General features: G+C 53.6%; 13 protein-coding genes. 9 read left to right on the top strand and 4 right to left on the bottom strand.

From position 1 onward, the window contains the following. The first annotated feature begins 9 nt into the window (after window positions 1-9). The 5 genes from U869_RS0113740 (at window position 10) to U869_RS0113760 (ending at window position 3,979) form a co-directional block, all read left to right on the top strand. Window positions 10-627, top strand: coding sequence for a DMSO/selenate family reductase complex B subunit (locus U869_RS0113740; protein ID WP_025119372.1), 618 nt, complete (start codon window positions 10-12; stop codon window positions 625-627). A 1-nt stretch (window position 628) separates the two neighbouring features. Further along, window positions 629-1,489: a dimethyl sulfoxide reductase anchor subunit family protein gene (locus U869_RS0113745; protein WP_025119373.1), complete on the top strand. Its 861-nt coding sequence runs from the start codon at window positions 629-631 to the stop codon at window positions 1,487-1,489. A gap of 48 nt (window positions 1,490-1,537) precedes the next feature. Next, window positions 1,538-2,146 carry a Tat proofreading chaperone DmsD gene (dmsD, locus tag U869_RS0113750; protein ID WP_025119374.1) on the top strand — a complete coding sequence of 203 codons (609 nt, stop codon included), beginning with the start codon at window positions 1,538-1,540 and terminating at the stop codon, window positions 2,144-2,146. Continuing rightward, on the top strand, window positions 2,146-2,712 hold the full coding sequence (napF, locus tag U869_RS0113755; protein WP_037408181.1) for a ferredoxin-type protein NapF: 567 nt from the start codon (window positions 2,146-2,148) through the stop codon (window positions 2,710-2,712). The genes dmsD and napF overlap by 1 nt, the downstream gene beginning before the upstream one ends. A gap of 121 nt (window positions 2,713-2,833) precedes the next feature. Further along, the gene (locus tag U869_RS0113760) at window positions 2,834-3,979 is read left to right on the top strand and encodes an MFS transporter (protein WP_025119376.1); all 1,146 of its coding nucleotides are present in this window, start codon (window positions 2,834-2,836) and stop codon (window positions 3,977-3,979) included. A gap of 46 nt (window positions 3,980-4,025) precedes the next feature. Here U869_RS0113760 and pflA read toward each other — a convergent pair whose 3' ends face one another. The 4 genes from pflA to ycaO form a co-directional block, all read right to left on the bottom strand. After that, on the bottom strand, window positions 4,026-4,766 hold the full coding sequence (gene pflA / locus U869_RS0113765; RefSeq protein ID WP_024484611.1) for a pyruvate formate lyase 1-activating protein: 741 nt from the start codon (window positions 4,764-4,766) through the stop codon (window positions 4,026-4,028). Between the two features lie 304 nt (window positions 4,767-5,070). After that, window positions 5,071-7,353, bottom strand: coding sequence for a formate C-acetyltransferase (gene pflB / locus U869_RS0113770; RefSeq protein ID WP_025119377.1), 2,283 nt, complete (start codon window positions 7,351-7,353; stop codon window positions 5,071-5,073). 59 nt (window positions 7,354-7,412) lie between these two features. Then, on the bottom strand, window positions 7,413-8,273 hold the full coding sequence (gene focA / locus U869_RS0113775; RefSeq protein ID WP_025119378.1) for a formate transporter FocA: 861 nt from the start codon (window positions 8,271-8,273) through the stop codon (window positions 7,413-7,415). Window positions 8,274-8,721: 448 nt separating this feature from the next. Next, window positions 8,722-10,485, bottom strand: a complete 1,764-nt coding sequence (ycaO, locus tag U869_RS0113780; protein WP_025119379.1) for a 30S ribosomal protein S12 methylthiotransferase accessory factor YcaO — start codon at window positions 10,483-10,485, stop codon at window positions 8,722-8,724. A gap of 148 nt (window positions 10,486-10,633) precedes the next feature. On the opposite strand from ycaO, the gene ansB reads away from it, so the two are divergent. From ansB to aroA, 4 genes are all read left to right on the top strand, one after another. Beyond that, window positions 10,634-11,680 (top strand): L-asparaginase 2, encoded by a 1,047-nt coding sequence (ansB, locus tag U869_RS0113785; RefSeq protein WP_025119380.1) that lies wholly within the window; start codon window positions 10,634-10,636, stop codon window positions 11,678-11,680. An 85-nt stretch (window positions 11,681-11,765) separates the two neighbouring features. After that, a complete protein-coding gene (locus U869_RS0113790) occupies window positions 11,766-12,458 on the top strand; it encodes a DUF421 domain-containing protein (protein WP_025119381.1) in 693 nt (230 codons plus the stop codon). Window positions 12,459-12,706: 248 nt separating this feature from the next. Continuing rightward, on the top strand, window positions 12,707-13,792 hold the full coding sequence (gene serC, locus U869_RS0113795) for a 3-phosphoserine/phosphohydroxythreonine transaminase (protein WP_025119382.1): 1,086 nt from the start codon (window positions 12,707-12,709) through the stop codon (window positions 13,790-13,792). Between the two features lie 116 nt (window positions 13,793-13,908). Further along, window positions 13,909-15,195 (top strand): 3-phosphoshikimate 1-carboxyvinyltransferase, encoded by a 1,287-nt coding sequence (aroA, locus tag U869_RS0113800; RefSeq protein ID WP_025119383.1) that lies wholly within the window; start codon window positions 13,909-13,911, stop codon window positions 15,193-15,195. Window positions 15,196-15,201: the final 6 nt, after the last annotated feature.

The raw sequence follows: 15,201 nt of genomic DNA on the forward strand, positions 1-15,201 counted from the left end.
GAGTAGCTGATGACTACGCAATATGGATTCTACATTGATTCAAGTCGTTGCACCGGCTGCAAAACCTGCGAGCTGGCCTGCAAAGACTATAAAAACCTGACCCCAGACGTCAGTTTCCGCCGTATCTATGAGTATGCCGGGGGGGATTGGCAGCAGGACGGCGATAGCTGGCACCAGAATGTGTTTGCCTATTATCTGTCGATCGCCTGTAACCACTGCGAAGACCCGGCTTGTACCAAGGTGTGTCCGAGCGGTGCCATGCACAAGCGTGAAGACGGCTTTGTGGTGGTGAACGAAGAGGTATGCATCGGCTGTCGCTACTGCCATATGGCCTGCCCATACGGCGCACCGCAGTACAACGAAGCGAAAGGGCACATGACCAAGTGCGACGGCTGTTATGAGCGTGTCGCCGTTGGCCACAAGCCGATTTGTGTCGAGTCTTGCCCGCTGCGTGCCTTGGACTTTGGCCCGATCGACGAACTGCGTAAACAATATGGCACCCTGGCGCAAGTGGCACCGTTACCGGCCGCGCATTTCACCAAACCGTGCATCGTACTGAAACCTAACGCCAACAGCCGCCCGAGTGGTGACACTACCGGCCATCTGGCTAATCCGAAGGAGGTTTAAAATGGGAACGGGATGGCATGAATGGCCGCTGATGGTGTTCACCGTATTAGGTCAGTTTGTGGTGGGCGGCATTATTGTTATGGGGCTGGCGTTGATCGCCGGTAATCTGACCGATCGCCAGAGCAAGGCGGTACACGGTTCTATGTTTTTCCTGTGGTTGCTGATGGGGATCGCCTTTATCGCTTCCGTGCTGCACCTAGGGACGCCGATCAGGGCATTCAACTCGTTAAACCGCATTGGTGAATCGGCGCTGAGTAATGAAATTGCCAGCGGTTCGGTATTTTTTGCGGTTGGCGGCCTCTATTGGCTGCTGGCAGTGCTGAAAAAAATGCCACCGGCGTTGGGCAAAGTCTGGCTGGTGGTCACCATGGTGCTGGGCCTGCTGTTTGTCTACGCCATGACGCGCGTTTATCAGATCGATACCGTACCAACTTGGCATAACGGCTATACGACGCTGAACTTCTTCCTGTCGGTGTTGATCGGTGGCCCGCTGTTGGGCGTGTTGCTGTTGCGTGCGGTTGGCCTGGAAGTGGCTGGCCGTGGCCAACTGATGATGCTCAGCGTGTTGGCATTGTTGCTTAGCCTATGCTCGGCGCTGTTGCAAGGCAGTGAGCTGGCCACCATCAGCAGCTCGGTACAGCAGGCATCTGCACTGATCCCGGAATATGGTCAGTTGATGGTTTGGCGACTGGTATTGCTGGTTGTCGGCCTGGGTTGCTGGATTTGCCCGCAGTTACGCCGTGGTAACGCCAGTGTAATGGGGTTGACCTTGGGCTTTGTGTTAGTCTTTGCCGGTGAGTTGATTGGCCGTGGCGTGTTCTACGGCCTGCATATGACCGTTGGCATGGCCGTGGCTGGCTAACGTTAATCTGGGCGCGGCCTGGCTGCGCCCCTGGAGAAGCCCCAAGTTATGATGCTTGAAAAAATTGCCCTGACTGGCCGTGTGCTAGGTGTTTTATTGTACGCTCCACCGGAGAGCAAAGAGTGCCAGCCATTACTGGACTCTTTGGCCGATCCACAGTGGTTGACCGAATGGCCCTATGAAGGCGCTCAAGAGGCTGCGGCCCTGATTGCCGAAGGTCTGACGGGCAACCAATCAGAGACGCTGTCAGAGGCTTATCAACGCTTGTTTGTTGGCCCACATACGCTGGCGGCACCTCCTTGGGGTTCAGTCTATCTGGATAGAGAGAGCGTGCTGTTTGGCGATTCGACGCTGCGTCTGCGCCAATGGCTGCGGGTGAACGGTATCGAAGCCCAGCGCGACCAGAATGAACCGGAGGACCATATTGGTACTTTGCTGATGATGGCGGCGTGGTTGGCCGAAGAGAAGCAGCACAAAATGATTTCCGGGCTGATTGCGCTGCACCTGTTGCCTTGGGCTCCGCGTTATCTGGAACTGTTGCAGCAACATGCTGGGCATCCGTTCTATCAAGGGGTGGCGCAGCTGGCACAAATCACGCTTGCGGCCTGGGCGGAAGAGTGCCCATCACCGGTGCCGAGCCTGGAGCTGTATTTCTGATGAACAACGACCAGCAGTTGTCTGCGCAAGGCAATAGCCGACGCCGGTTGCTGACTGGTTGGTTGGATCGTAATAAAGCCTTGCCGGAGCGGGAAACGCCATCTGTGACATTGCCTGCGGTGGCTCGTCCACCTCAGGCTTTGCCGGAGGCGTTGTTCAGCGCGTTGTGCAACGGCTGTGGCGGCTGCGTGAGCAGCTGCCCGTACGGTTTATTGAGCCTCGATCAAGGCAAGGCGGTATTGAGCATTGATTTCACCGAGTGTTATGCCTGCCGTAAATGTACCACCGCCTGCCAAACCGGAGCGCTGCGTGACAAAATGCCCTGTGATACGCTGCTGCGCCCGCAAATCAGCCACAGTTGTCTGGGCCGGCAAGACAGTTGCCGGATGTGTACCATCAACTGCCCACAACAGGCCTTGACCTTCCACCTTTCAGTCAGCGGCACCCGCCAATTACAATGTGACGATACACTGTGCAATGGTTGTGGGCTGTGCAAACTATCTTGCTTCCATGGGCATATTTCTCTGGCTGCCTCAGGTGAAAAATCGTTGCCGGAACAGCTATAAAGTCGGTTTTTCCCCGCTGTTAAACATATTGTGCGATCGCCCATTAAGCGCCGATTGACTTTTTTATCGCCAGTGGCATGATGCGCGCACTCTACTTCGTTTGTTCGGTTTCAATTTCACTATGTCCGCATATTCTCGCCCAGTGCTCATGTTGCTCTGCGGCCTATTGCTGCTTACGGTTTCCATCGCCGTTTTGAATACCTTGGTTCCCCTCTGGTTAACGCATGCCCAATTGCCGACCTGGCAAGTGGGGGTTGTCAGCTCGTCTTATTTTACCGGTAACCTGTTGGGAACGCTGGTGGCGGGCAAACTGATCAAACGCATTGGCTTTACTCGCAGCTATCATCTTGCCTGCCTGGTCTTCGCCTTGGCGACCGTGGGGATGGTGCTGTCGCTGGACTTCTGGAGCTGGATCGGCTGGCGCTTTTTTGCCGGGGTAGGGTGCGCCTGGATCTGGGTGATTGTTGAGAGTGCGCTGTTGCGCAGCGGTAATTTGAGTAACCGTGGACAACTGCTGGCGGCGTATATGATGGTTTACTATCTTGGCACCGTTGCCGGGCAGTTGCTGCTAAGCCGCGTTTCAACCCAACTGTTGGATGTCGTGCCTTGGGTGACCGCCATTGTGATGGCCGCCATGTTGCCGATGCTGTTTGCACGGGTGAATCATCAGGATGAAGAACCGCAACAGGCCTCTATTTGGCCGATGTTCAAGCGCCGTGACGCTCGGCTGGGCATCAATGGCTGCATTATCTCGGGCATTGTGCTGGGCTCGCTGTACGGCCTGATGCCGCTGTATTTGAACCATCAGGGGATGAGCGATGCCAACGTGGGTTACTGGATGGCGCTGCTGGTGAGTTCCGGCATCATTGGCCAGTGGCCTATCGGACGCTTGGCCGATCGCTATGGTCGCTTACTGGTGCTGCGTATCCAGGTGTTCGTGGTGATCCTTGCCAGTATCGCGATGCTGGGTAACTATGCGATGGCCCCGGCGTTATTTATTCTGGGTTGTGCTGGTTTTACTCTGTATCCGGTGGCCATGTCCTGGGCCTGCGAAAAGGTATTGCCGCATCAGTTGGTGGCGATGAACCAGGCATTGTTGATGAGCTATACCGTCGGCAGCCTGCTAGGCCCATCGATGACGTCGATGTTGATGCAAAGCTACTCCGACAGGTTGTTGTTTGTGATGATTGCGGTGGTGGCGCTGGTTTATCTGGTGATGCTGCTAAAGAAACCGGATCATCATCACACCCCTTTGGCTGCGGCCTGAATATAAAAAAACCGGCGGATGCGCCGGTTTTTTTGAATGAAATAACTTAATAGATCACTTTGTGGCCGTAACTTTCCAGGATCCCTTTCACGCGATCCATGGTGTCGGCCTTTGGTGGATGAACGCCGTCCAGCTTGTACTCTTCACCCATCGCTATCCACTTGTGCTTGCCAAGCTCATGGTAAGGCAGCAGCTCAATCTTCTCGATATTGGTCATATCCTTGGTGAACTCACCGAGCAGATGCGTCGATTTGTCATCATCAGACCAGCCCGGAACGACCACGTAGCGGATCCAGGTACGTTGATTACGTTTGGCCAGATAACGGGCAAATTCCAGCGTGCGATGGTTGGAAACCCCCACCAGGTTCTGGTGAATATCGTCATTCATCTGTTTCAGATCGAGCATCACCAGGTCGGTGGTATCCAGCAGTTCGTCGATCACCGGGTCGTAGCGGCGGACAAAACCGTTAGTGTCCAGACAAGTGCTGATCCCTTCCTTGTGGCAGGCGCGGAACCAGTCGCGGACAAATTCGGCCTGGAGGATCGCTTCGCCACCGGATGCCGTCACGCCGCCACCAGAAGCGTTCATAAAGTGACGGTAGGCCACGGTATCGGTCATCAACTCTTCAACCGTGACCTCTTTGCCACCATGGGTGTCCCAGGTATCGCGGTTATGGCAGTACAAGCAGCGCATCAGGCAACCCTGGAAGAACACGATAAAGCGGATACCTGGGCCATCAACGGTGCCACAGGATTCGAAAGAGTGGATGCGGCCTTTCAAGGACATTGCGGGTTTCTCCAAAATTGACTGTCAAACGCAGTCTAAATAGGCAGGTAGCTGTCGGGCAGGGATCGGCGATGTGACCAGTGGCCAAGTGAAAAAGATCCCTGTTACCGGATTACGTGCCGGATAACTGTTTTGCCGGATATCCATGCAGTATATACCCTTCACAAGGTAAGCAGCAGCGTAGATGCCTGGCAAAACAGACTCTACTTCAGAGTCAGGTGTTGCTTAGTAAAAAGGCCGGAATATCCGGCCTTGGTAAGACTTGTTCAGCGGGGCAGAGCGATCCGCCCCGGCGAAACCCTGATTAGATCGACTGGGTGAAAGTACGAGTAATCACGTCTTGTTGCTGTTCTTTGGTCAACGAGTTGAAACGCACTGCGTAGCCAGATACGCGGATGGTCAGCTGAGGATATCTCTCAGGGTTTTCCATCGCGTCCAGCAGCATTTCACGGTTCATCACGTTCACGTTCAGATGCTGACCGCCTTCGATTGACGCTTCGTGGTGGAAGTAACCATCCATCAGACCCGCCAGGTTGGCTTTACGCACGTCGTCATCTTTACCCAACGCGTTAGGTACGATGGAGAAGGTGTAAGAGATACCATCTTTCGCATAGGCAAACGGCAGTTTGGCTACGGAGGTCAGGGAGGCTACAGCACCTTTCTGATCGCGGCCGTGCATTGGGTTGGCACCTGGACCGAATGGAGCGCCAGCGCGACGACCATCTGGAGTGTTACCGGTTTTCTTACCATAAACCACGTTAGAGGTGATGGTCAGCACGGACTGAGTTGGTACCGCATTACGGTAGGTACGCAGTTTCTGAATTTTCTTCATGAAACGTTCTACCAGGTCACAAGCGATGTCATCTACGCGAGAATCGTTGTTACCGAACTGCGGATATTCACCTTCGATTTTGAAGTCGACAGCCAGGCCGTCTTCGTCACGGATGGTGGATACTTTGGCATATTTGATAGCAGACAGGGAGTCAGCTGCTACAGACAGACCTGCGATACCACAAGCCATGGTGCGATAAACATCACGGTCATGCAGAGCCATCAGCGCAGCTTCATAGCTGTACTTGTCGTGCATGTAGTGAATGATATTCAACGAGGTCACATACTGCTTGGCCAGCCAGTCCATGAAGTGGTCCATACGTTCCATGACTTTGTCATAGTCCAGCACGGTGTCCATCATTGGCGCTTCTTTCGGGCCAACCTGCATTTTCAGTTTTTCATCAACGCCGCCGTTGATTGCGTACAACATGGTTTTCGCCAGGTTGGCACGCGCACCGAAGAACTGCATTTGCTTACCGACAATCATCGGGCTGACGCAACAGGCGATGGCATAGTCATCGTTGTTGAAGTCTGGGCGCATCAGGTCGTCGTTTTCATACTGTACGGAGGAGGTGTCGATAGACACTTTCGCAGCGTATTTCTTGAAGTTCAACGGCAGTTTTTCAGACCACAGGATGGTCATGTTTGGCTCTGGAGATGGCCCCATGGTGTACAGCGTGTTCAGGAAGCGGAAGCTGTTTTTGGTAACCAGCGTACGACCATCAACACCCATACCTGCCAGGGATTCAGTTGCCCAGATTGGGTCACCAGAGAACAGCTCATCATATTCAGGAGTACGCAGGAAGCGAACCATACGCAGTTTCATGACCAGATGGTCGATCAGTTCCTGAGCTTGCAGTTCGTCCAGTTTACCGGCCTTGATATCGCGTTCGATGAACACGTCCAGGAAGGTAGACACGCGGCCGAAGGACATGGCTGCACCGTTCTGGGATTTTACTGCGGCCAGGTAGCCGAAGTAGGTCCACTGTACGGCTTCTTGAGCGGTGGAAGCTGGGCCAGAAATGTCGTAGCCGTATTTGGCTGCCATTTCTTTAATCTGAGCCAGGGCGCGATGCTGTTCAGCAATTTCTTCACGCAGCTGGATGGTCATTTCCAGATCTTCACCATTTTCCAGGCGGCTCTGCAGAGACTTGAACTGGTTCAGTTTGTCGGCCATCAGGAAGTCGATGCCGTACAGTGCAACGCGACGGTAGTCACCGATGATACGGCCACGGCCATACGCATCTGGCAGACCGGTCAGCACGCCTGACTTACGGCAGTTCAGGATGTCTTTGGTGTAAACATCGAATACGCCCTGGTTGTGGGTCTTGCGGTATTCGGTGAACACTTTCTTAACCTGTGGATCCAGTTCACGGCCATAAACCTTGCATGAACCTTCAACCATCTTGATGCCGCCGAATGGGATCAGCGCGCGCTTCAGAGGAGCATCGGTCTGCAAACCAACAATGGTTTCCAGATCTTTGTTGATATAGCCCGCATCATGAGAAGTCACAGTGGAGACGACGTTAGTATCGAAATCAACTGGCGCATGGGTGCGGTTTTCCAGTTTGATCCCTTCCATAACCTTGTCCCACAGGGTGGTAGTGGCTTGACTTGCGCCAGCCAGGAAGGATTCATCACCCTCGTAAGGAGTGTAGTTTTTCTGGATGAAGTCACGCACGTTGACTTCTTTCTGCCAGTCACCTTCGCTGAAACCTTGCCAAGCGGTCGCTAACTTCTCGTTAAGTTCGGTCATTATACACCTACCTTCTAATGTGGATTTCTTGTAAACCCGGCGCCGTGCCGGCCAACAGATTAATGCTTCTGTTCGCCACCACGCAGATAAATTACCCAGTAAGTCAACCCAACCAGCAGACCACCGCCAATGATGTTACCAATGGTGACGGGGATCAGGTTGTCGATGATAAAGTTGCTTACGGTCAGATGAGCGAATTGCTCGGGTGTTGCTCCTACGGCTTGCCAAAACTCTGGCGTGGCGAAGTGTTTAACCACTATACCCATAGGGATCATAAACATGTTGGCGATACTGTGCTCAAAGCCACTGGCAACAAACATGGCTACCGGCAGGATCATGGCGAACATCTTGTCCATCAGGCTGCGGCCGGAGTAGCTCATCCAGACGGCCAGACAAACCATCAGGTTAGCCAGGATGCCGAGACAGACGGCTTCGATAAAGGTGTGATGCAGTTTATGGTCGGCGGTTTGCAGTACGTTCAAACCCCACAGGCCATTGGCCGCCATATACTCGCCAGAGAACCAGATCAGAGCTACAAAGAACAGCGCACCAATCAGGTTACCAATATAGACGTTCAGCCAGTTAAGAGCCAGTTGCCCCCAGGTAATACGCCCGCTGGCTTTGGCAATCACGGTCAGTACGGTGGAGGTAAACAGGTCAGCCCCACAGACGACGACCAGCATCAAACCCATAGAAAAGCAGATACCACCCACCAGCTTGGCGAGGCCGAAAGGAATGGCGGCGGTGCCGGTGGTCGCAGTGATATAGAAAACGAACGCGATAGAAATGAACACACCTGCGGTGATCGCTAAATAAAAAGTCGTTAGCGGACGCTTGGTGGCTTTATAAACCCCTGCATCTTCGGCAACTTTCGCCATCGCGGCAGGTAACAGCATATCGAAGGGGTTGTCAGCTCTCACACTAACTCTCGCTCTTAAGGGTTATTACAATACATTGAGATACTAGCAAAGCAGTATAGGGTAAAAATTGACTTGGATCATATCGCGCAGAAGTAAAAGGCCTGAAAACCGCAAAATGTGTAAGGGTTATTGGCTTAATGTATTGATTTTTAATTAAAAAATATTTTTTAATGTTTATAAAAAATTTTGAATTTGACGTCGGATTTGACTGGGAAGGGTTAAATCTTTGTACTTATTATCGCTTTTTGATCAATATTGATTAATTGATCGCTCATTAATATTTTACGCTGCCGTAACAATTGGCGATTTAATTTGCCGGTTGGCCGATAAGTGCGCTTTTTATGAAAATATTCATCGCCTGGATTAGCCGTTTTTTTGATCGGCGACGAACCAGGACTGCTTCTTTGGGAGTAACGCCGGTAAAATTTTACCGGCGTTTCAAGCTAGCTTACGCCTGTGCCCAATGACGGCGTTTGGCGGTTTGTAGCTTTTCGTAAGCCGCCAACAGCGCCTGATGGGCCGGTAGGGCCTTCAATTCACTGTCGATGGCAAACAGGCCGTTGAAGCGTTCTTCGCCGCTCATGGCTGCAGAGGCCGCATCAACCGCGTCCTGACCATACATCTTCACGAAGGCCGTGTGATACTGGGCAGGTTCACGCTCTGGCTCCAGTGCCAACAGCAGCAGCGTTTGCAGACAGCGGTAATAGTTGCTGCGCTCTGGGGTAAACAGCGATGCGTTGAACTCCTGCGTCCACTCGGCCCAGATCAGCGCCTGCTCCAGATCGCCACCGGCCAGTGCCAGCATGGATTTCAGTTCGCCGACGCGCAGCGTGTACCAGGCGTTGTCTTTACCTGAGGCAATGCCCAGCAATTCACGTACGCGGGTGAAATCGTCCAGCCCTTCATCATCCAATTGCTGGATCAGCGCCAGGTATTTTTCAGGCTCCAACTCGCTGCCCGGTAGTTGCAGCAGGGTTTCGCGCAGGTGTGCGCCCATGCTGTTGTTCGCCAGCAACAGATCTTCTGCCGGATAGATATCAGACATCCCCGGAACGATGATGCGGCAGGCGTAAACATCCAGGTGCTCGTAATCGGCGATGTACACTTCGGCGTCTTCTTTATTGAAGATGCTCATCAGGGTGGCGAACTCTTCCTGCGTGCTGCCGCTGAAACTCCAGTCGACAAACGGGTAGTCGGCATCCTGCTTGAACATATCCCAGGAAATCAAACCGCTGGAATCGATAAAGTGGGTTTCCAGATTGGCGTGCTCGGCCACTTCTTCGTCATCGAAGGTTGGCGCGGTAAACACATCCAGATCTTTCAAGCCGCGGCCTTGCAGCAGTTCGGTAACGGTACGCTCCAGCGCGACCCCAAAATCAGGGTGGGCACCAAAGGACGCAAAGCAGGTGCCGTTGGCAGGGTTAAACAACACCACGCAGATCACCGGATAGTTGCCGCCTAGCGAGGCATCATAGGACAGGATCGGGAAGCCTTCTGCTTCCAACGTGGCGATAGCCTCAACCACGCCAGGGTAGCGGTTCAGCACTTCGCTCGGGATTTCCGGCAGGCTGATAGATTCGGCGATGATGCGATTCTTCACATAACGCTCGAACACCTCGGAAAGGCCCTGCACCCGCGCTTCGTTGGCGGTGTTGCCTGCGGACATGCCGTTGGACACGTACAGGTTGCCGATAATATTCATCGGGATATACACGGTCTGCTGATCCGACTGGCGGGAGAATGGCAGGGCACAGATACCACGATCGCTATTGCCCGATTGCAGATCGATCAGATCGCTGGCAGTCAGTTCCTGCTCCGGATCGTAGAAGGCGTGCGTGCGCTCATCCAGAATGCCCTGCGGCAGCGTATTGTCCGCCGGGATTGGGAACCATTTTTCATTAGGGTAATGAACGAAATCGCCTTCGGCAATCTGTTGGCCCAAATAGAAATCGGCAAAGAAATAGTTGGTCGACAGGCGTTCGAAATATTCGCCCAGCGCGGAAGCCAGCGCGGCCTTCTTGCTGGCACCCTTACCGTTGGTGAAGCACAGTGGGCAATCGCGATCGCGGATATGCACTGACCAGACGTGTGGCACCGGATTCAGCCAGGAGGCTTCTTCGATATTGAAACCCAGATCGGTTAATTTCTGCTGAAAACGGGCGATGGAGTCTTCCAGCGCAGCGTCTTTGCCAGGAATAAAAGTTTGCGTCATTGTCTTCACTTATTTGGCGTACTAAAAACGCGCAATGATACGGGGTTTTGCTCTCAAGCTCCACGTATTCCGAAAGCCGATCAGATGTCACAGTTTTTATGGGGATAAAGACGATAATTCAGCGGGTTAACCATAATGGAGAAACGTAATGAAATCAGTGAAACTCAGCGTGTTGGCAATCTTGTTGGCCGGGGCTTGTGGCTCGGCATTGGCGTTACCGAATATCACCTTGCTGGCAACGGGTGGCACTATTGCTGGTGGTGGCGACTCGGCAACCAAGTCCAACTATACAGCGGGTAAACTGGGCGTTGAGGCATTGGTAGATGCCGTACCTGAGTTGAAAAAGGTGGCCAACGTGCAGGGTGAACAGGTCGTTAATATCGGTTCGCAGGATATGAATGACGAAGTGTGGCTCAAACTGGTCAAAAAAATTAACGCTGATTGTGCCAAAACCGATGGGTTTGTGATCACTCACGGAACCGACACGCTGGAGGAGACCGCGTATTTCCTGGATCTCACCGTCAAGTGCGATAAACCGGTAGTGATTGTTGGGGCGATGCGCCCGGCAACCGCCATGAGCGCCGATGGTCCGTTCAACCTGTATAACGCCGTGGTCACGGCTGCCGATCCACAGTCAGCCAAGCGGGGCGTGCTGGTGGTGATGAATGATACGGTGCTTGATGGTCGCGACGTGACGAAAACCAATACCACAGGCGTACAGACTTTCCAGTCACCTAACTATGGTCCGCTGGGGTTCATCCATAACGGCAAAATCGATTACCAACGTACTCCACAACGTAAACACACCACTGAAACCCCGTTTAACGTGGACCAGATGAACACGCTGCCACAGGTTGGCATTATCTATAACTATGCCAATGCGTCGGATGCACCGGCCAAGGCGCTGATTGCCGAAGGCTATCAGGGGATCGTCAGCGCAGGTGTAGGCAATGGCAACCTGTATAAAACCGTGTTTGATACGCTGGCGACGGCGGCGCATAACGGCGTGGCGGTAGTGCGTTCCTCCCGCGTGCCTACCGGTTCCACTACCGAAGATGCGGAAGTGGATGATACCAAGCTCGGTTTTGTGGCTGCGGGTACCTTGAATCCGCAAAAAGCGCGCATTCTATTACAGTTGGCATTAACCCAGACCAAGGATGCTAAACAGATCCAGGCGATGTTTAATCAGTATTGATCTCCGAACTTGTGGGGGCGTAATGCCCCCATTTTTCCCACCCAGACTATGCTGTATGAAATCCCCCTTACGCAGGACCGATTTCATGCAGGCATTTGATATCCAAAGAATGGCATTTGATGAAACCACGCCGGAGTTCCTGGCCGAAGTGGCGCTACGCTGCCTGTTTACCTTTTTGCTGGTGTTTATCTTTTTAAAAATGACCGGGCGGCGTGGCGTACGTCAAATGTCGCTATTTGAGGTGCTGATTATTCTGACGCTGGGATCGGCAGCCGGTGACGTGGCGTTTTATCATAATGTCCCTCTGTTGCCCGTGCTGATGGTGTTCGTATGCATGATGGTGATGTACCGCTTTTCCACCTGGCTGATGGATCGCTTCCAGAGGCTCCAGATCTGGATGGAGGGTGAGCCACTGATCCTGGTCAGCGAGGGGCTGTTCGATTGGGACATCCTGTGCCGGGAAAATATCACCCACGATGAGTTCTTTATGGAACTCCGCCAAGCCGGGGTTGAACACCTCGGGCAGGTCAGGTTGGCCATACTGGAGGTGAATGGCACCATATCGGTGTATTTCTATCCGGATGATCAGGTTCGGCCCGGATTACCAGTATTACCGGCAAAATGCGTCAAGAGCCTGACCCAGATCGAGACCAAGGGAGACTATGCCTGCGGCATGTGTAGCCTGATTTCAACTTTGACGCCATCGCCTGACAACCTCTGCCCACGCTGTGGCAACCGTAAATGGATAGCGGCAATGACCCATAGCCGGGTTAGCTGAATACAGCACAAAAAACCGCGTTAACCCGCTGAATACGCCAGTGTCACAGCGTTTTATGGCACAAATAAACCCTGAGGCCGCACAGCCTGTTATTTGCGGTCTTGTCAGTTTCCCACCCTTGGAACAATAAGCATTGCAGCCGGGTTACGTGAGTGATAAAACCGATAGCGTTGGTTAACATCAGCGTTAACTTCGGGCATATGTCGAAAGCCGTTTGTTACGGCGCACAGTGAATGTGGTGAGGGGAAATGACTCAGGTTTATAATTTTAGCTCTGGTCCGGCGATGCTGCCGGTGGAAGTGTTGCGTCGTGCTGAACAAGAGCTGTGCAACTGGCACGGTCTTGGCACTTCGGTAATGGAAATCAGCCATCGCAGTAAAGAATTCATCGCCGTCGCCGAACAGTCCGAACAGGATCTGCGCGATCTGCTGAAAGTCCCCGCCAACTATAAAGTGTTGTTCTGCCACGGTGGTGCCCGCGCGCAATTCGCCGCGTTGCCGCTGAACCTGTTGGGTGATAACACCACTGCCGACTATATCGATGGCGGCTACTGGGCGCACAGCGCGATCACCGAAGCGGAAAAATACTGCCAGCCGAAGGTGATTGACGTTAAAACCACTGTTGACGGTCTAAGCGGCATCAAGCCGATGAAAGAGTGGCAACTGAGCGATAACGCGGCTTACGTGCACTACTGCCCGAACGAAACCATCGATGGTGTTGCCATTGATGAAACGCCAGACTTTGGCGATAAAGTGGTGATCGGCGATTACTCTTCGACCATCCTTTCCCGTCCGTTAGACGTCAGCCGTTTCGGCGTGATCTATGCGGGCGCACAGAAAAACATTGGCCCGGCAGGTCTGACGCTGGTGATCGTTCGTGACGACCTGTTGGGTAAAGCGCGCCGTGAAGTCCCTTCGATCCTGGATTACACCGTGCTGGCCGAAAATGACTCGATGTTCAACACGCCGCCAACTTTCGCCTGGTATCTGTCTGGCCTGGTGTTCAAATGGCTGAAAGAGCAGGGCGGCCTGGTGGAGATGCAAAAACGTAACCAGGCCAAGGCCGAGTTGCTGTATAGCACCATCGATCAGTCCGATTTCTACCGTAGCCGCGTGGCCATTGCTAACCGCTCCTGGATGAACGTGCCGTTCCAGCTTGCAGACGCCGCACTGGATAAAGTGTTCCTGAGCGAAGCAGAGGCCATTGGCCTGCAAGCGCTGAAGGGTCACCGCGTAGTAGGCGGCATGCGTGCTTCCATCTATAATGCGATGCCGCTAGCGGGCGTGAAGACCCTGACCGACTTTATGGTCGACTTTGAACGTCGCCATGGTTGATTGCCACCGCCCGCACTGAGCGAGCGGTCGTACCGCTGTTGTCCTTTTGCATTAAAGCGGCTCCGGCATTATTCCGGGGCCGTTTCGTTTATCAGATTCTGGAGAGTTTTGTTCACATGGTGGATTCCCTGACGTTACAACCGGTTGCTTTGGTCGATGGCACCGTTAACTTACCCGGCTCCAAGAGCGTATCCAATCGGGCCTTGCTTTTGGCTGCACTGGCGCGGGGAACGACCCGGCTTACCAACCTGCTGGACAGCGACGACGTGCGTCATATGCTGAATGCCTTGCAGGCGCTGGGAGTGAATTACCAACTCTCCGACGATCGCACCACCTGTTCCGTTGAGGGCAACGCGGGTCCATTGGTTGCCAAGCAACCGTTGGAACTGTTCCTCGGTAATGCCGGTACGGCAATGCGCCCTTTGGCAGCAGCATTGTGCCTGGGAGAGGGCGATGTCGTGTTGACCGGCGAGCCACGCATGAAGGAGCGGCCGATCGGCCATCTGGTGGATGCCTTACGCCAGGGCGGAGCGCAAATCGATTATCTTGAGCAAACAGACTACCCACCGGTGCGTTTACGTGGCGGTTTCCGCGGCGGCGACGTCAGCGTTGACGGCAGCGTTTCCAGCCAGTTCCTGACCGCCTTGTTGATGATGGCACCGTTAGCGGCCCAAGACACCGCGATCCATATCAAGGGTGAGCTGGTTTCCAAGCCGTATATCGATATTACTCTGCACCTGATGAACACTTTCGGTGTTGAGGTCACGCACGACAACTATCGCGTGTTCCATATTCGTGGTCAGCAGACTTACCGCTCTCCAGGCGACTATCTGGTAGAAGGCGATGCCTCTTCTGCTTCCTATTTCCTGGCCGCTGCGGCAATTAAAGGCGGCACCGTGCGCGTTACTGGTATCGGTAAAAAAAGCGTGCAGGGCGATACCAAATTTGCCGACGTGCTGGAAAAGATGGGCGCGCGTATCACCTGGGGCGATGATTTTATCGAATGCAGCCGCGGCGAGTTGAAAGGCATCGATATGGATATGAACCATATCCCGGATGCGGCGATGACGATTGCCACCACCGCGCTGTTCGCGACCGGGCCGACTACTATTCGCAATATTTATAACTGGCGGGTGAAGGAAACCGACCGTCTGGCGGCGATGGCGACAGAACTGCGTAAAGTTGGCGCAGAGGTGGATGAAGGTGAGGATTACATCCACGTCGTGCCGCCAAGCAAGCTGCAGTTTGCCGAGATTGGCACCTACAACGATCACCGTATGGCGATGTGTTTCTCGCTGGTGGCGCTGTCCGATACGCCGGTGACCATTCTTGACCCGAAATGTACCGCCAAGACCTTCCCGGACTATTTTGAGCAGTTGGCGCGTATCAGCCAGTTGGCATAATCCTCC

This window comes from Serratia sp. H1w (genome assembly GCF_000633355.1).
Classification (GTDB): domain Bacteria; phylum Pseudomonadota; class Gammaproteobacteria; order Enterobacterales; family Enterobacteriaceae; genus Chania.